4 protein-coding genes are annotated in these 20,331 nt (G+C 58.1%); all 4 read left to right on the top strand.

All coding sequences use genetic code 11. The features are described from left to right. The first annotated feature begins 224 nt into the window (after nucleotides 1-224). The 4 genes from IPM50_11485 (at nucleotide 225) to IPM50_11500 (ending at nucleotide 20,302) form a co-directional block, all read left to right on the top strand. Nucleotides 225-6,581, top strand: coding sequence for a choice-of-anchor J domain-containing protein (locus IPM50_11485; protein QQS32279.1), 6,357 nt, complete (start codon nucleotides 225-227; stop codon nucleotides 6,579-6,581). Between the two features lie 350 nt (nucleotides 6,582-6,931). Further along, nucleotides 6,932-12,133 (top strand): hypothetical protein, encoded by a 5,202-nt coding sequence (locus tag IPM50_11490; protein ID QQS32280.1) that lies wholly within the window; start codon nucleotides 6,932-6,934, stop codon nucleotides 12,131-12,133. A 425-nt stretch (nucleotides 12,134-12,558) separates the two neighbouring features. Then, on the top strand, nucleotides 12,559-18,972 hold the full coding sequence (locus IPM50_11495) for a M36 family metallopeptidase (GenBank protein QQS32281.1): 6,414 nt from the start codon (nucleotides 12,559-12,561) through the stop codon (nucleotides 18,970-18,972). A 283-nt stretch (nucleotides 18,973-19,255) separates the two neighbouring features. Continuing rightward, complete coding sequence (locus IPM50_11500) at nucleotides 19,256-20,302, top strand: rod shape-determining protein (protein ID QQS32282.1); 1,047 nt, start codon at nucleotides 19,256-19,258, stop codon at nucleotides 20,300-20,302. The last annotated feature ends 29 nt before the right edge of the window (nucleotides 20,303-20,331 follow it).

The following is a 20,331-nucleotide window of genomic DNA, read 5'->3' on the forward strand; positions in this document are numbered from 1 at the left end:
TTCAGGTCAAAATGATGTAAGGTCAAAGGGTTTTCATTAAAAAAGTCGAGGACGAGCGGTTATCACGCAGTTTTTGGATCCGCTCGAAGCGATGAACGATCTAGGTTCATTGAAAATCGACAGATCGCTGACCCGTTTTAGGCCTCGGCGGGAGCGTGCCGGAACTGTTTCGGCCGTGTCCATGAACTTAAAGTATCGAAAAAGTTGGCCAATTGGAGGAAACCATGAACAAGAATGTACGAAATATGCGCTATACAGTGCTGACCATGGCGGCTATAGCACTGGTCGCAGCTATCCTTAGTTACACGCACGCTCCGCAAGAGGTGTCAGCGGCAAAGTCCGTCGGCGCACTTCCTGCCGAGTTTGCTTCGGCTGACGATGTCACGCGAGTGATCCGCAGCGCAGATACGAAGATCTTTCGTGTGCCCGTTGCCGACCGCGCTGACCGCGACCGGGCGTCACGCGGCGGTGTTGTGTTAAGTGATTTTGGTTCCTTCATAACGGTCGCGGCCGAAAACGCAAAGAGCATTACACGCGAAGGCCTCTCGGCCGAAGAGATCCCGACGACGATCCATCTGCCGGGCATGACCTTCGATCCGATCCGACAGCCGCAGCCCGGCACGGTCGAATCGGGCTCGCCGAATAATAAGGACGGCGGCTATTACATTATCCAATTCGGCACGACCGTCGATGACGGCCTGTACAACAGCCTGATCGCCGCGGGCGTCGAGATCCTCCAATACGTCCCGCATCAGGCATATTTCGTTTACGCTGAGGGCGACGCGATAACACGTGCCGCCGAACATTCCCGTATTCGATGGATCGGCCGCCATATGCCCGACCACAAGGTGCCCAAGTTCACGTTTGAGCAGGTTCAGGGGGCACGCGGCGATGTCAGATCAAAAGCCGCCCCCGTCCAGATAGAGGTTACCGGCCGCAATGCCGCGATCTTTGATCTGGCGGTGTTCAAGCGTGCGGATGTCGATTACATCGCGTCCGTCATTGAGGCTCAATACGGCGGACAGGTTATCCATACCTCAAAGCTCACTGCCAATTACTTCGACATTATCCGCGTCGAGCTCGGCTTGGATGTCGCGATCGCGACGAGCGATATCCCAGGTGTGATCAGTATCGATCCATGGATCCGGCCCAGCCGCGAAGACGAGAGGGCCGCTCAGATCATCGCAGGTAACTATACGGGGCCTACGACGATCAACGCTCCCGGTTACGATCCGCTGACGCAATTCGGCGTTGACGGTACGAACGTCACGGTATCTGTCGTTGACGACGGCGTCGGCATCCCCGGAGACGGAGGATTCTACGTCACAGCGGCCAACACTGTGAATGGTCCGCTTCGCGGCGCGAGTGCCGGAGCACAGGGCCACGGACATCTGCAGGCGTCGATCATTTCCGGAGGCGGCCCGTCGTCTCCTATCCTCGATCCGCTTGGCTACAATTATGGCCGAGGCATTGCGCCTAACTCGCATATCATCAATATTCCTCTGCTGCGTACCGGTTACACCGGAACGGACGCTTCTCCGTCAAATGACACTGTAATTACCGCGGGCCCAAATGGAGTTCTCGGCAGTATGTCGAACAATTCGTGGGGTGCCGGCACCAACGGCAATTCTTACGATTCTTTGGCGGCTCAATATGACGGCTTTGTCCGAGATGCCGGAACTGCGGCCGGCCTTCAGCCGCTCTCGATACTCTTCTCGGCGGGTAACTCCGGAGCTTCTGGCCTGACCCGTCCCAAAGTGGCCAAGAACGTGATCTCGACCGCAAGTTCTGAGAACCTCCGAACCGAGATCGACGGCACGGCAAACAATATGGAGGACATCAGTTCGTTCTCCAGCCGCGGGCCTGCTTCCGATGGCCGCATCAAGCCGGATATTACAGCTCCGGGACAAGCGATCACTGGCGGACGTTCGGGACCGGACGCGCTATTCGGAAATATCGGCACAGATCATCGCTGGAGCAGCGGTACTTCGCATGCTGTACCGAACGTCACCGGTGCAGCAGTGCTGTTCACCCAATGGTGGAAGAGCGTGAATTCGGGCAACAACCCGAGCCCTGCATTGCTCAAGGCGGCCCTTCTCAATACCGGCCGCGATATGACAGGGACCGGTGCGACAGCCGGTGTTCCGAATGGAGCTGAAGGCTGGGGCCGCGTGTTCATGAAGAATTTGCTGAACACCGGCGTGCCGACAAAATATGTCAATCAGACCGTTGAGTTCTTTAATCCCGGCGAAACCATCACGTATGTCGGCACCGTTGCTGACGCTACGAAAGAAGTTCGCGTAGCTCTGGTTTGGACCGATCCTCCGGGAGCCGGTAACCCCGCGTTGGTCAATAACCTCGACCTGAACGTAACTGTAGGCGGAACGCTCTACCGGGGCAACGTGTTCTCGGGCGGGCTCTCGACCACAGGCGGATCCAACAGCACCATTGACAACGTCGAAATGGTCCGCCTTGCCCCCGGCGTCGCCGCGGGCACAACATTTTCGATCCAGGTGAATGCAGTCGCGCTCAACGGTGACGGCATTCTCGGCAATGCTGATCCCACGGACCAGCATTTTGCACTTGTTATATACAACTTCAATGAAGGCAATGCTGCGGTGTTGTCGCCCTCGGGTGCGACACTCGTCAGCGAAAGCTGTCTGCCGGCGAACGGTGTGATCGATCCGGGTGAAACGGTTCAGATCTCGCTGGGCGTGCAGAATGTCGGAAACGTCAACACCGTCAATGACGTAGGAACGCTTCAGGCGACTGGCGGTGTGACCGCTCCCAGCGGCCCGCAGAATTACGGTGTTATTACCGCGGGCGGAGCGGCCGTCAATCGCACATTCACATTTACTGCCGATCCTAATCTTGCTTGCGGAGCTACATTAACGGCATCTGTACAGCATCAGGACGGTGCGACGAATTTGGGCTTGGTCAATTACACATTGCCGACCGGTATCTCCGGACCGGGAGCCTTCAACGAGAATTTTGACAGCGTGACCGCACCGGCTTTGCCGGCAGGCTGGGTCGCCGCAAATGCTGCGGGTGCTGCCCCTCTTTGGGTCACGTCCACATCGGGTGTTCCGGCTCCCGCGGCGGACAGCCCGCCAAACGCGGCCTTTATCGACGATCCGGCAACAGTCTCTGACAAGCGGCTCGACACTCCGTCATTTATACCGACGCCTGCAATGCAGTTGAGCTTCAGGAACAATTTCAATTTGGAGAACACTTTCGATGGCGGCGTCCTCGAGATCTCTATAAACAGTGGAGCTTTCCAGGATATCATCGCCGCAGGCGGCAGTTTCGTTACCGGCGGCTACACCGGAGCAATATCTACCGGGTTCTCAAGCCCGATCGGCGGCCGTCAGGCATGGACCGGCAATTCCGCCGGGTTCATCACGACCACCGTTGCGATGCCTCCGGCATCAGTCGGCCAGTCGACCGTTCTCAGGTTTAGAATGGCGTCCGACACGTCAGTTGCCGGACAGGGGTGGAGGATCGACTCATTCACCTCGACAGTACCGGTTTGCTGCGGCGCCGGCGGCCCGACGCCGACACCGGGTGTGACGCCTACGCCTACGCCGACCCCAACGCCGACCCCAACGCCGACGCCGACCCCAACACCTACGGGCACGCCGACCCCGTCGCCGACGCCGTCATGCACACCTTCATCGCAAGGGTTTGACGACATCACGGCTCTTCCGGGTTGGTCTCTGCAAAACCTGTCGGCACCGGTTGGAACTACGAACTGGTTCCAGGGCAACTCGGCCGTTTTCCCGTCCCATACGGGTGCACCTACCTCCTACATTGGTGCCAATTTCAACAATACGGCCGGAACCGGCACTATCAGCAACTGGCTCATAACGCCTGTTGTGGCTCTGTCGAACGGCCAAACGATGTCCTTCTGGACCCGTGGCACAACAGGCAACACATTCCCCGATCGGCTGCAGGTCCGTATGAGTACGGCAGGGGCAAGTACAAACGTCGGAGGATCGGCAACATCTGTCGGTGACTTTACAACTCTGCTGCTCGATATCAATCCGACCTATACGGCCGGTACTTATCCTGAAGTGTGGACCCAGTTCACCGTAACAGTGGCCGGGCTCGGCGGACCGGCAACGGGTCGCTTCGCGTTCCGTTACTTCGTCGAGAACGGCGGCCCGACCGGTGCTAACTCTAACTACATCGGTATTGACACGGTATCGATCGATTGCCCGACAGGCCCCGGACCGTCACCGACACCCAGCCCGTCGCCATCGGTTTCGCCGACGCCGACGCCTTCGCCGACGCCGACCCCGACGCCTTCGCCGACGCCGACCCCGTCGCCGTCACCGAGCCCGACACCGGGAACGTGTACGTTCAGCAACGGCGGATTGAATCCGCAGCCGCTGACGAAGAGCGGAGTTGCGGCACCTACAGGCTCGTTCTGGAGCGAGGTGCAGAACGACACGGGCAACACGGCCGAAGCGAACACGTCGGCCGGATTCTCGGGCGGCGTGACAACGACGACGACGTTCCGTCTTGCTGACGACTTTACGATCAGCACGACATGTCAGCTGCAGACCGTAGATACGTATGCGTATCAGACGGGCGGCCCGACAACGTCGCCGTTCACGGCAGCTACGCTGAGGATCTGGAACGGCCCGCCGAATGCAGGCGGAACGGTGATCTTCGGAGATACGACGACGAACCGTTTGATCGGCTCAGTGGATACAGGGTTCTTCCGTATCTTCAATACGGTGGCACCGCCTCCGGGATCGGCACCGGGAACGACCCGCCGCATCTGGAGGAACACACTCAGCATCAATACGACACTGCCTCCGGGCACGTATTGGCTGGATTGGAGCACGAGCATCACTGCACTCGGAGCACACTTCGCACCTTCGAAGACCATCGAAGGATCGAGAGGAGCACCGGGCGACAACGCACTGCAGTTCTCGAGTACTACGAACACCTGGACGGCCGCTATCGACACGGGTAACCCGGCATCGGCACCTGACGTTCCTCAGGACTTCCCGTTCGATGTGGTCGGTATCGACATAGGCGGTCCGTCGCCGACGCCCAGCCCGGGCGTAACGCCGACACCGACGCCAACGCCTTCACCGTCGCCTTCACCGAGCCCGACACCGGGACCGGGATGCGATCTGGTGTTCAGCTATGAGAACGCAGCGGGTGTTGCGATACCTGACAACAACCCTGCAGGTGTTTCGGTTACAGTACCGGTTGCCGGTGCACCGAACATCGCGGATATGAACTTCCGCTTTGACGGAACATTCTCAGGAACGGTCAATGATCCCAACGTGGGTGTCGCCCACTCATGGGTCGGCGACCTGATCGTGAACGTACAATCACCGAGCGGAACGACGGTAGCGGTCTTTGACCGTCCGGGCGTGCCTACGCCGTCAACGGTGGGCTGCAACAACAACAACCTTGCGGCGATACTGCTCGATGACGACGGCGGCTTCCCGCCGGTCGAGAACGGCTGCGACATCGCGGGCGGAACGGCAGCAGGCTTCCCTGCAGGCAACTATTCGCCGAACAATCCTCTGAGTGCGTTCGACGGACAGGATCCGAACGGCAACTGGACCATCACGTTCAGCGACAACGCCGGAGCAGACACGGGCCGCATACACCGCTTCTCGCTGGTGTTCCAGGGCAATTGCCCGACCCCGACACCGTCGGTAACACCGACGCCGACGCCGAGCCCGTCACCGAGCCCGACACCGGTTACCTGTGATCAGAACTTTGACACGGTCGTAGCACCTGCCCTGCCGACGGCATGGACCGGTGTTACAACGGTCGGAGCACTTCCGCCGTGGGCGACGACGACGAACAATCCTGACACGCCGCTCAACGCAGCGTTCGCGGGTTCTGTTCCGTCGGTCAGCAACACGGAACTCATCTCGCCGCCATTCATCGTCGCGGCGGGCGGTTCGCAGATGACGTTCCGAAACGCGTTCAACCTCGAGGCGGGAACGGCACCGACCGGCTTTGACGGTATGGTGCTCGAGATCTCGATCAACGGCGGTCCGTTCTTCGACATCATCACCGCAGGCGGCAGTTGGGTGACGGGCGGCTACAACCGCACGATATCCGCAGGATTCGGCAGCCCGATCGCGGGACGCGAAGCATGGAGCGGCCTCTCGGGCGGCACCACGGCGGCACCGGCCTACATCACTACGACGGTCAATCTGCCGGCTACGGCAAATGGCCAGATCGTGAGGATGAAGTGGCGCGTGGCTACCGATTCTAGTGTGGTCGCGGCGGGTACACCGGGAGCATGGGTCGATACCATTTCCGGTATCTCGTGTACCGCAACGTCAGCGGGTGTTGACGTATCGGGACGTGTCCTGACGTCAGACGGCCGCGGACTTCGCAACGCGACGGTCACGATGACGGACGCGAACGGAGTGGTACGCACGGCGACGACCTCGTCGTTCGGCTTCTACCGGTTCGAGGGCGTCACGGTGGGCGAGAGCTATGTGATGGGCGTCAGCTCACGCAGCTACCGCTTCACGCCGCGTGTCGTTCAGGTGTTCGATACCCTAACCGATATCGACTTCATCGGACTTGAGTAGTTTCTCATCTACAAAGAGGAACCACTGAGATCCTTAGCAAACTCCGGCGGCCCCGCAACGGGCCGCCTTTTTTTCGATATTGGCGCGTGTAAGTTCAGCATACATTGCGTAAAATTCCGCACTTCTGGCTTTGTCTTCGTTTCGTTATGCCCCTGACGTCCCGCTAACTAACTCATAATAGAAGGCTTTCGGTTGATGCCTAACAATGCACTTGATGGCACGCAAAATGCTTCAAAAGAACGTGACAGAGTCTCTGCGCGGTTGCTGTATGGATCTGTCGGCGCCTCTTTCATCTGGAACCCTGCGGTCAGGGATGGTCTTGACGGCTATGGCTAACGGAGGTGAAGGAGATGCTAGGAGAGAGTGATCCACGAGTTTCCCGCGTAGGACGGAAACGATTTCTGACAGTTTTTACAGCGATCATTGCTGTTATCGCAGCCGCCGGCTACAACGCCGCGGCTTTTTCTTTTTTGGACGATGTAAAGGGCTATTTCGGTATCGGCACCGACAGAGCCGCTGCTGCGGTAGTCGAGGTTTCTGATGTGTCATACACGTCACAGCCTCTGGGCGGCTGCATCGCTCCGCCTGTAGGGATCATCAACTGGTTCCCCGGCGACGGCAGCACCCGCGACATTATCGGCGGCTATGATGTCACGATGGTAAACGGGGCAGGTTATGGCACCGGCAAGGTGGCACAGGCGTTCAGTTTCGACGGGGTCGATGATCACGCACAGATGCCGCTGATGCCTGAACTGAATTTCGGCACCGCTGATTTCACGATCGATTTTTGGGCGCGTAGCCCCGAATCCGGACGGCGAATGGACGCACTTTCGTTCCTGCCGAATTATCCGATAAATAACCTCGTATTTGATTTCAACGATCCGGACATTCCCGGCCAGGGCTTATGGGTCTACTGGAACGGCTCGGGCGAGAACCGAATTTTAGCCGGCACGCCGAATCAATATACTGACGGCAATTGGCACCATTTCGCGTTGGTCCGAAACAGCAGCGTCTTTACGCTGTATGTGAATGGGGTCAACGTCGGGACCACGACCTATTCTGACCCGCTGAATCTTGTGGGAACCACGAATTACATAGGCCGCGGTGTGGGCCTGGCAGGGTCTTGGAACGGCCAGGTTGATGAGGTCACGATCTTCAACGGTGCATTATCTGAGACCGATATTCAAAACATCTATTTTGCAGGTGGCGACGGCAAGTGCAAGACCGCTTGCACGCCGCTCCCCGGTGACGCCATCAGTTGGTGGCGGGGACAATTGAATACGGCCGACGTTTTCGGCCGGAACAACGGAACTCAAGAGGGCGGCGTTACCTTTGCCAACGGCAAGGTTGGCAAAGCGTTCAACTTTGACGGAGCAGGCGGCTCGATAGTGATCCCGGATTCTTCCAGCCTCGACGTTACCAACAGCTTTTCGCTGGGAGCTTGGATCAATCCTGCAGCATCGCAAGGCAGTCAGCAGGGCGCCGTGCTCTCAAAGGTCGGCGGTGCAGGTGGAAACAATGGCTATCAGATGGGCATCACGTCCAGCCTGATCTATTGCCAATTCAACGCTTCAGGCGAACCTTGGGCGACCAATCAGGTACTTGTAAGCTATTCTGTTCCGCCGGGACAATGGACGCACATCGTGTGTACATATGACAATTCGAACCTCAGGGTGTTCGTTAACGGCGATCAACTGGGTGTGACTAATGTAGGGCCGAAGTCGGTCGCAAACTCAACGTCAGATCTTCGCATCAGCGGCGACGACAATCTTCATGTTTGGTTCAACGGTATGATCGACGAACCAATGATCTTTGGGAGCGCTTTGTCACCGGCCGAGGTATCGGCGATCTATTTGGCGGATTACAGCGGCATTTGCCCGCCGGCAACGTCATGTGCACCACCGCCCGAGAATATGGCAAATTGGTGGCCGGGCGACGGTAATGCGTTTGACATCGTGAACGGCCAGAACGGAACTATGGAGAACGGTGCAACGTTCGCTCCCGGAATGGTCGGACAGGCGTTCAGCTTCGACGGCATAGATGATCAGGTAGTTATCCCGCACGATGAGAGTCAGAACATCGCATCGGGCCTGACCATAGATGCCTGGATCAAGCAGGAGTCATATCAGCCCGGGGCCACTATCTTTCAGAAACGTACCACATCAAATGTGGGTGGCTACGTCTTAGAAACGGCCGGCGATGACCCAACCGCTTTTTACCTGACCGTATATATAGACGGCGAGTATCGATTCGCGAGAACGCCGACGAATACAGTTCAGATCGGCGTCTGGCAGCACATCGCGGCAACCTACGATGGAGAGGCTGTCAAGGTTTACATTGACGGTCAGCTCGCCGCGAATTTGCCGCAGACCGGCAATATCAATTTTGTTACGGAACCGATCGTTATCGGCAGGAATTATGTCACACAGACCATGGGATTCCATGGCCTGATCGATGAGGTCGAGTTCTTCAATCGGGCTCTGAGCCAGGCTGAGATACAGGCGATCTTCAACGCGGGAGGTTCCGGTAAGTGCAAGGAAGAATGCATACCTCCGCCGCCGCAAATGCGCAATTGGTGGACAGGTGACGGTGACGCTATTGACATAGTCGGCGGGAACAACGGCGTGATGCAGGGCGGGGCGACGTTCGCTCCCGGTAAGGTCGGCGAAGCGTTCAGCTTTGACGGCACGGGAAATCAGATCGTCACGCTGGCACCTATTACCCTTGGTACAAAGGTGACCATAGATGCGTGGCTCAGCCCAAGTGTTCTCAGCGGCGGATATTCTGACAGCAGCATTCCGGGATTGACCCGCAGGACAGCGGTCGGCTCCAACGATGCCTGCAACGACCTGAGCATCGGGCTTTATGGCGGCCAGCTTGGAGTGCTGTTCAAGTCGAATGTACTGCCTGCGGGATGTATCGATGTTCTTCAGTCACCGATCACGGTACAGCCTGATACTTGGTATCACGTGGCGGCGACCATAGACGGCACCAACGTCAAACTCTACGTCAACGGCGCATTGCAGGCGACCGGCACGACCACGGCGAATTATATTCCTAATCAGGACTTTCGCATTGGCGGTGGATTCTGCTGTGTGGCCAGTGGCGAAGCGTTCGGCGGCAAGGTGGACGAGGTCGAGGTCTTTGACCGAGTGCTTGACGAGGCCGAGATCGCTGCTATCTACAACGCCGGCAGTGCCGGAAAATGCAAGACCTGTGCTGTGCCGCCCGAAACCATGGCGGCTTGGTGGACGGGAAATAACAACACCGTCGATATCATAAACGGCAATAACGGCACACTCATATCGGGAGCGACGTACGGCCCCGGAATGGTGGGCAATGCATTCCGATTGGACGGGGTCGACGATTATGTACGCGTTCCTGCTTCTGCTTCACTTGACGTGGGTTTGGCCGACGGCTTCTCGGTCGATGCGTGGATATATCCGACCGACGTTTCTATCCACAATCCGATCGTCGAATGGAGCGCTGATGCCGGAGTGACCAATGGTTACGGTGTTCATTTCTACGCATCTTCGATCTCTAACGGTAACGTGTTTGCGAACATTGTGGATACGACCGGCGGCTATCATGTGATCACGACCGGCGGCGGAGTCATCACAAATGGCGCGTGGCAGCATATCGCACTCACTTATAGCAAGACGACCGGGATCGCGAGACTGTACAAGAACGGCCAGATCGTGGCATCGGAGGTATTAGGCACATTCGTTCCCGAGACATCGAAGAACGTGTACTTTGGCGGCCGCGTCACAGAGCACTACGGCGATCCGGGTTATCGTTTCCCGGGTTCGATCGACGAGGTGGAGATATTCGGCCGCGAATTGTCACAAAGCGAGATCCGGTCGATCTACAAAGCGGGCAGTTTAGGCAAATGCCTGACCGGTCCGGCGCCAACACCCACGCCGACGCCTTCGCCGTCGATAACGATGGTGAAGACGGTTGGAACGACGCCCGGAGTTTGTTCGGCAACTACGTCGATCACGGTTCCGGCGGGAACGACCGTTTACTATTGCTACGCGGTCACGAATACCGGAAATGTAGCTCTCGGGCAACATGATCTTAACGACAACGTTCTCGGCACCATCTTTTCAGGATTGAATTACAACCTGACGCCGGGAAGCAGTGTCAACACCGTTCAGGCGGGGCTTTCAATACCGTACGTCGCGAATGTGACAACTGTCAACACAGCCACTTGGCGTGCCTATAATGCAGGCGGTGCGGATGTCTCATTCCAGGCAGAAGCAACCGTGAACGTTACCCAACCGACACCGACGCCCACGCCGACGCCGACGCCGTCGCCCACGCCGACGCCGTCGCCCACGCCGACGCCGTCGCCAACACCCACGCCGAGCCCGACTCCGACACCTGCATCAGCAACGATACAGTTCGTAACGAACGCCTATACCGGCGTCGAGACAATGACTGCTGTTATAGAGCTGTCGCGAACGGGCGATGTTTCCAGTTCAGCGAGTGTCGTGATCAATTCGGCTAACGGCACTGCAAATGTCGGAGCCGCATGCGGGCCGCTCGGGGTCGATGCGCAGAACATCTCCGGAACGGTCGTCAACTTTGTTGCTAATCAAACGACCGCGGCGGTAACAATGAGCATCTGCGGCGACATAATTGCCGAGAACACCGAGACCGTTCTGCTTTCACTGGCGTCGCCCGTGAATGCAAGCATCGGCAAACCCGGAAATGCCGTTCTTTCGATCATCGATACTGCGAACCAGTTCCGGAACATGCAGTGCATCGATCTGTTCGAGAATACATTCGGTACGCTTTATCCGTCGCAGATCCTGGTTTCCGGTGCGACCTCGAACCTATTCAGGGTGCGTGTGACGCTGTATGACTATTGGTCGAATTCGCCTGACAATGTGGACGTTCTGTTGGTCGGGCCGAATGGTGCCAAATACATATTAATGGCCGACGCCGGCGGACTCGTACCGATCCCGGCATCCAACACCAGAACGCTGACATTCACAGATTCAGCTCCCCAGGTCATAGCTGACAATGCTGCACCGGCAACGGGGGCATATCAGCCGACGAACTGGGAGACGCCGGTTTCGACATTTCCGGTGCCCGCACCTCCGGCGCCGTATGTCGAGCCGGGTTCGACCGTTGCGAGACCTGTTGGCCAGACGATGTTCGGCAATTTTGCCGGAATCAATGCCAACGGCATTTGGAGCCTGTACGTCCGCGACGACGGCAATTTCCCGAGGCCTGAGGTCCAGAGCGGAGCGATCTGCGGCTGGGGCATCGAACTGCTGCCGATTACTTCGGTCGGGGTCGATGTCGCTGGTCGAGTGGTCACGGCCGACGGCCGCGGCATAAGAAATGCCGTTGTCGAGATGACCGATCCGCACGGAATAAACCGTTCTGTCGTTACGTCGTCCTTTGGATACTACAGATTTGAAGGCGTGATGGTGGGGAATTCCTATGTAATGGGAGTTCGGTCAAGGCAATACAGATTCGTGCCCCGTGCCGTAACGGTGCTCGATACATTGAATGATGTCGATTTCGTCGGGCTCGAATGACCCCGATACGGCATCCGTTTTTCGGCGGCCCGCTATCCGGCAGGCCGCCTTTTTTCGTCAAATATGGCGCTCGATCGTCGCCTCGCACCTGAATTGGACGAAGAAACTTTTATTCCCGCAAATCCATTATTGCCTTAAGTTTGGATTGACATCGAAAATTTATCGGCATATACTTCGACCGTATTTCCAAATACAGCGATCATTGTTTGAGAGTTTTTTTCGGTCGGACGCGATTTGACGCGGACGCCATAGGGATCGACGAAGTGCTTCAGTCTTCATCTGCAAAGCAATTCGCATGCGTGCGAACTATCAATGAGGAACGCTATTATTCCGCTCTCTCGGATCAAAGGATTTCTTTGAGTTACGGGCTCTGTGTCCGCAGCTCTGCATTTTCGGTCAACTGACAACTTTTGGAGGGTATTATTATGTTTCGACGTACAGACTCAGGATCGCGTGTCGGCGCGCTTGTCTGTCTTTTTGTATTAGCACTGATCACGGCGATCATCGCCGTTCCGTATCAGTACAGGTCAAGTGCCGCTGCGGGCTCTGATACGCCGCGCAATGGCAATGACGTGGGCGGCCTCATCAGGAGGACCGTCAGCGAGGATGAGGGCATCCCCAAAATGTGGGATATCCGCGAAGAAAAAGGCGATCAGGCCGCTGAGGCTCTCCGCTATTTCCGTCAACGCACCGGCAAGGACGCCGCAGCGGTGGCGGATATTCGAGCGGATTTCGTCCGCGGCGAGGAAGAGCTGAAACAGCGCGTTCCCAATGCCAAGGTCGAATACAACCTCGACATCCAGATTCCCGAGGTCATCACGCCCGACGTTTGGGCTCAGAGGATCGAATGGCTTTCTCAGCCGACCTCCAAGAATCGAGCAGAAGCTCTCCGTGATTTTGTCAGACAGAACCAAAACCTTGTCGGCCTTGAGGCCGCACGCATCGACGAACTGAAGGTCGCTGCGGACTACACCAATCCCGATGGAAACCTCTCTTACGCTCACCTCGAACAGGAAATTTACGGCGTGCCCGTTTTCCGCGGTGAGGTAAAGGCGGGCTTTACCCGCGACGGACGCATTATCCGCGTCATCAACAACCTCGCCCCCGGCGTTGACTACAGTGCGATCTCCGGCGATTTCGGGAACCCTGACCTAGCCGTCAGAAAGGCCGCTCAGCACATTCGCCATAATCCGGAAGGCGGACGATTTGTACGTAATTCCGCTGAATCGACCGACAATACTGTCGTTTACGGAACCGGCGACTGGGCGACGACCGCTGAGAGGATCTATTTCCCGACCGAGCCCGGCGTTATCGTCCCGGCATGGCGTGTCCTGATCTGGCAGCCGGTCAATGCTTATTATGTGATCGTAGATGCTGAAAAGCAGACGGTCCTGTGGCATAAGAATATCACCGACGACCAGACGCAGGCAGCAACTTATCAGGTTTACAGGAATCCTAACGCATACATCAATGTGGCTGACCACGCAGCACCGCTGTCACCCGGACCGATGGATCCGGGCCTCGGTACGCAGGGCGCTTTGCTTACGCGTAACAGCGTAACCCTCATCGGTAACGAAGGCCCGTTCTCTGCCAATAATCTTGGCTGGATCACGGACGGCCAGAACGTCACCGACGGTAACTTTAACGAAGCCGGTATTGACCGTGTTGCACCGAACGGCGTAGATGCTCCTCAGGCCGGTGACACAGGCTGTCCCGGCGCAGGATGCCGCGTCTTCACATCCACATGGAACCCTCCGCCGGGAAATCCGGCACCGGGTGATGATCCGCTGACCGCGCAGGCTCAACGCGGTGCCGTCATTCAGATGTTCTACATCATGAACTGGTACCAGTCAGAGCTTTATGCTCGCGGATTTACCGAAGCTGCACGCAACTTCCAGAACGACAACTTTGGTCGTGGCGGCCTCGCAAACGATCGCGTTTCATCAGAGGGCCAGGATTCCAGCGGTACCAACAACGCTAACTTCTCAACTCCGGCTGACGGCAGCCGCGGACGTATGCAGATGTTCCTCTGGACCGGTCCGAATCCCGACCGCGACGGTACGGCAGACGCAGATATCGTTATCCACGAAGTTTCGCACGGCCTTTCGAACCGTCTGCACAACAACGGCAGCGGCCTGGGCAACCAGGGCGGCATGATGGGCGAAGGCTGGGGCGACTGGTATGCACACACTATGCTTGCCGAGCCGACCGACGACCCGATGGGCGTTTACGGCCTTGGCGGCTATTCTCTTTTGAACCTCGGTGCCGGCTTTACTGCCAACCACTATTACGGTATCCGCCGCTTCCCGACGGCCATCATGGCATCGACCGGCGGCCCGAACAATCGTCCGCATAACCCGCTGACATTCGGCCATATCAACACGGGTTGTGACACCACACTCGGCACAACCACCACGGCAGTTTCCAGTGCGTATCCGCGTAGCCCGGTCATTGCGACCTCGGGCAACTGCTCACAGGTGCACAATGCCGGTGAGATCTGGAAATCAGCCCTCTGGGAAGTCCGTCATCTGTTCATCCAACGCAAAGGATTTGCCGTTGGTACACGCGACGTACTTCAGGTCGTCACGGACGGTATGAAACTCGCGCCGACTAACCCGAACATGCTGCAGGAACGCGATGCGATAATCTTAGCGGCTTCGAATCTATCGGCGGGTCCTGATTCCCCTGCCGACGCGCTCGACGTCCGCGAAGGTTTCCGCATCCGCGGATTTGGATATTCTGCAAGCGTTCAGTCATCGACGGCGGTCACGGAAGCTTTTGACTCGCCCCAGGTCTCGGCTGGCGGCCCGCCGGTCGTTACGTCCGGCAACGCCATCATCGAGCCGAACGAGTGCAATACCATCAACATTCCGCTCTCGAACAATTCGGGCGAGTTAGCATCGGGTATCACGGCCGTCCTTTCGACGACGACGCCTGGCGTTACCATCTCGCAGCCGAATTCAGCATATCCGAACATTCCTGCGGGCGGCGGTCCTATAAATAACACGACACCGTTCCAGGTATCGACGGATAACACGGTTGCCTGCTTTACGAACATCGCATTGACGCTGACCGTGACCTATACGGGCGGCGGCGGCGGTTCGCCGGCAGCTTTCAACTATTCGATCCCTGTCGGCGTAGCCGGCGATGCGTATACCTTTAGCGGCACGACGGCAAGCCCGATCCCGGCAGGCGGAACGCTCGTCGCGGGCAGCCAGGCAGACGATGCCGCTGTTACCATTCCGCTGCCGACAGGCTGGACCTCGTCGGTGTACGGCACGACCGTAACTTCGTTGAGTGCTTCGACCAACGGCATAATTCAGGTCAATGGAACTGCACCCACGGCATTTACGAATACGGCATTGCCCCACACCTCAGCACCTACCGGGCCGCGTCTCTTCCCCTTCTGGGATGACTTGAATTCGGCCACTACTCGTATCCCGAACGGCGGTATTTTTGTAAATACCATCGGCTCGGCACCCAATCGCCAGCTCGTTATCGAGTGGAGAACGCAGCACTTCGCTAATGTCGCGGCGGACGGCATCACGCTGAATTTCGCAGCGATCCTTAATGAAGGCTCGTCAGCATTCTCCTATGTATATACGTTGGTGACCGCTTCGGCCGCGACGGCCAATGGTGCTTCTGCAACGGTCGGCGTACAAGCGACGAACAGCGGAACCCAGTTCACGCAGCACTCCTTTAATCAGGCGGTCATTTTGCCGGGGGTGCAGTTGAATGCGACACTTCCTGCCGGCCAGTGTACGCCGGGACCGGGCGGCTGCGGAGCAGGCCCGTCACCGACGCCTTCACCGAGCCCGAGCCCCTCACCGACACCGACTCCTTCACCGAGTCCGTCAGTGAGCCCGACACCGTCACCGAGCCCGACAGCATCGCCGTCACCGTCGCCCGGATGCACACCGCTTACCGAGCAGTTTGACGACATCACAACGTTGCCCGGAGCGGGTTGGTCGCTGCAGAACCTTAGTACGCCTGCCGTTGGCACGACGAACTGGTTCCAGGGCAACTCTGCCGTATTCCCGTCGCAGACAGGTGCACCGAACGGCTACGTTGGGGCTAACTTCAACAACGTAGCATCGCCGTCGGGCACTATCAGCAACTGGATGATGACGCCAGTCGTGACGCTGTCGAACGGACAGACGATGTCGTTCTGGACAAGGACAGTGACGACACCTGCCTTTGCGGATCGTCTGCAGGTTCGATTGAGCACGGCGGGAGCCAGTACGAATGCTGCTGACTTCACTGAACTGTTGCTGGATATCAACCCCACCTATCTTTTGACAGGACCGGGAAGCTATCCGAACGTATGGACGCAGTACACTGTGACGGTATCCGGCCTTGGCGGCCCGGCAACGGGACGCTTTGCATTCCGATACTTCGTCGAGAACGGCGGTCCGTCAGGAGCCAATTCTGACTACGTCGGCATCGACACGGTGGAAATAGGCTGTCCGACAGGCCCGACACCGACGCCAAGCCCGGGCGTAACGCCGACACCGACACCGACGCCGACGCCGACGCCGACACCGACGCCAACGCCTTCACCGTCGCCTTCACCGAGCCCGACACCGGGACCGGGATGCGATCTGGTGTTCAGCTATGAGAACGCAGCGGGTGTTGCGATACCTGACAACAACCCTGCAGGTGTTTCGGTTACAGTACCGGTTGCCGGTGCACCGAACATCGCGGATATGAACTTCCGCTTTGACGGAACATTCTCAGGAACGGTCAATGATCCCAACGTGGGTGTCGCCCACTCATGGGTCGGCGACCTGATCGTGAACGTACAATCACCGAGCGGAACGACGGTAGCGGTCTTTGACCGTCCGGGCGTGCCTACGCCGTCAACGGTGGGCTGCAACAACAACAACCTTGCGGCGATACTGCTTGATGACGACGGCGGCTTCCCGCCGGTCGAGAACGGCTGCGACATCGCGGGCGGAACGGCAGCAGGCTTCCCTGCAGGCAACTATTCGCCGAACAATCCTCTGAGTGCGTTCGACGGACAGGATCCGAACGGCAACTGGACCATTACGTTCAGTGACAACGCCGGAGCAGACACGGGCCGCATACACCGCTTCTCGCTGGTGTTCCAGGGCAATTGCCCGACCCCGACACCGTCGGTAACACCGACGCCGGGCGTAACGCCGACGCCTACACCGACGCCTTCGCCGACGCCGACCCCGTCGCCGTCACCGAGCCCGACACCGGGAACGTGTACGTTCAGCAACGGCGGATTGAATCCGCAGCCGCTGACGAAGAGCGGAGTTGCGGCACCTACAGGCTCGTTCTGGAGCGAGGTGCAGAACGACACGGGCAACACGGCCGAAGCGAACACATCGGCCGGATTCTCGGGCGGCGTGACAACGACGACGACGTTCCGTCTTGCTGACGACTTTACGATCAGCACGACATGTCAGCTGCAGACCGTAGATACGTATGCGTATCAGACGGGCGGCCCGACAACGTCGCCGTTCACGGCAGCTACGCTGAGGATCTGGAACGGCCCGCCGAATGCAGGCGGAACGGTGATCTTCGGAGATACGACGACGAACCGTTTGATCGGCTCAGTGGATACAGGGTTCTTCCGTATCTTCAATACGGTGGCACCGCCTCCGGGATCGGCACCGGGAACGACCCGCCGCATCTGGAGGAACACACTCAGCATCAATACGACACTGCCTCCGGGCACGTATTGGCTGGATTGGAGCACGAGCATCACTGCACTCGGAGCACACTTCGCACCTTCGAAGACCATCGAAGGATCGAGAGGAGCACCGGGCGACAACGCACTGCAGTTCTCGAGTACTACGAACACCTGGACGGCCGCTATCGACACGGGTAATCCGGCATCGGCACCTGACGTTCCTCAGGACTTCCCGTTCGATGTGGTCGGTATCGACATAGGCGGCGGACCGTCGCCGACGCCGTCACCTTCACCGAGCCCGTCGCCGAGCCCGTCACCGGGACCGGGACCGTGCGATCAGAACTTCGACACTCTCACCGCACCGGCACTGCCTGCAGGCTGGACAGCGGCGACGACGACCGGAGTTTTGGCACCGTGGGTGACGACGACGAACAATCCTGACACGCCGCTCAACGCAGCGTTCGCGGGATCTGTCCCGTCGGTCAGTAACACTGAGCTTGTCTCGCCGGCGTTCATCGTCGCAGCAGGCGGTTCACAGTTGACGTTCCGCAACGCGTTTAACCTCGAGGCGGGAACGGCCCCGACCGGCTTTGACGGTATGGTGCTCGAGATCTCGATCAACGGCGGTCCGTTCGCGGATATCATCACCGCAGGCGGCAGTTGGGTGACGGGCGGCTACAACCGCACGATATCCGCAGGATTCGGCAGCCCGATCGCGGGACGCGAAGCATGGAGCGGCCTCTCGGGCGGCACCACGGCGGCACCGGCCTACATCACTACGACGGTCAATCTGCCGGCTACGGCAAATGGCCAGATCGTGAGGATGAAGTGGCGCGTGGCTACCGATTCTAGTGTGGTCGCGGCGGGTACACCGGGAGCATGGGTCGATACCATTTCCGGTATCTCGTGTACCGCAACGTCAGCGGGTGTTGACGTATCGGGACGTGTCCTGACGTCAGACGGCCGCGGACTTCGCAACGCGACGGTCACGATGACGGACGCGAACGGAGTGGTACGCACGGCGACGACCTCGTCGTTCGGCTTCTACCGGTTCGAGGGCGTCACGGTGGGCGAGAGCTATGTGATGGGCGTCAGCTCACGCAGCTACCGCTTCACGCCGCGTGTCGTTCAGGTGTTCGATACCCTAACCGATATCGACTTCATCGGACTTGAGTAGTTTCTCATCTACAAAGAGGAACCACTGAGATCCTTAGCAAACTCCGGCGGCCCCGAAAAGGGGCCGCCTTTTTTTGCCCATCTGTCACTAAAAGCATCTTTTTATGCAAAAATCGGCTTTTCACTAGAAATCAAAGCGTTAATAGGTGTAATCTAATAAGTTAGACATTTTGAGCGACGGACGCCCCCTCCAAACGCACTGATCATGCACCCGGCCGGGGCGGCGAACACACCGTTTAACATTGTTCTAAGTAGTAGAGTTATAGGATCTTTGGTTTTACATAATGGCATTCAAGTCCCTTTTCAGTCTGTTTTCCAGCGATCTCGCGATCGATCTGGGCACCGCGAACACGCTCGTTTATGCGAAAGGCCGCGGTATCGTAGTTTCAGAACCCTCCATAGTGGCCATCAATAAGGTCACGAATCAGGTCGAGGCCGTCGGCCGCGACGCGAAGGAGATGCTTGGCCGCACGCCCGGCAACATCGTCGCGATCCGCCCGATGAAGGACGGTGTGATCGCTAATTTCGAGGTAACGGAAAAAATGCTCCAGCATTTCATCCGCAAGGCCCATAATGGCAAATCGTGGGTGCGCCCGCGTGTGGTCATCGGCATTCCGTCCGAGATCACACAGGTAGAACGCCGTGCTGTTGAGGATTCCGCCTATCGAGCGAAAGCATCGGAGGTCTATCTGGTTGAGGAAGCGATGGCTTCGGCTATCGGTGCCGGGCTGCCTATCACAGAGCCGCACGGCAATATGGTCGTCGATATCGGCGGCGGCACGACGGATATCGCGGTCATTTCGCTGTCAGGTATCGTTTATTCGCGTGCTGTCCGCGTCGCCGGAAACGAGATGGACGAGGCGATCACGCAATACATCAAACGCAAATACAATCTGCTGATCGGCGAACGAACGGCTGAGGCGATCAAGATCGCTCTCGGCAGTGCATATCCGCTCGAAGAAAAGCTGACGATGGACGTACGCGGGCGAAACCTGATCGAGGGAATTCCCAAGACGGTCACGATGACCGACGAAGAGATCCGCGAGGCTCTCACGGATTCGGTTTCGACCATCATCAACGCCGTCCGCGTCGCCCTCGAACGTACGCCGCCCGAACTCTCTGCCGACATCGTCGAACGCGGCATCGTTCTTACAGGCGGCGGAGCGTTGCTGAAAAATCTCGACAAGCGTCTGATGATCGAGACGGGGCTGCCCGTTACTCTCGCTGACGATCCGCTCTCCTCGGTCGTGCTCGGCACCGGCAAGATGCTCTCTGATTTCGAACTTCTTAAGCGTGTCAGGTGGGACAATTCATTGATGACAGGCACTTAGTATCGAGTTGAGAGACGAGAGGGGCGAGC

It is taken from the genome of Acidobacteriota bacterium (genome assembly GCA_016700075.1).
Classification (GTDB): Bacteria; Acidobacteriota; Blastocatellia; order Pyrinomonadales; family Pyrinomonadaceae; genus OLB17.

What these genes read in the sequence shown, in the direction of transcription:
- IPM50_11485 (QQS32279.1), top strand. Translation starts at nt 225, where the DNA reads ATGAACAAGAATGTACGAAATATGCGCTATACAGTGCTGACCATGGCG.
- IPM50_11490 (QQS32280.1), top strand. Translation starts at nt 6,932, where the DNA reads ATGCTAGGAGAGAGTGATCCACGAGTTTCCCGCGTAGGACGGAAACGA.
- IPM50_11495 (QQS32281.1), top strand. Translation starts at nt 12,559, where the DNA reads ATGTTTCGACGTACAGACTCAGGATCGCGTGTCGGCGCGCTTGTCTGT.
- IPM50_11500 (QQS32282.1), top strand. Translation starts at nt 19,256, where the DNA reads ATGGCATTCAAGTCCCTTTTCAGTCTGTTTTCCAGCGATCTCGCGATC.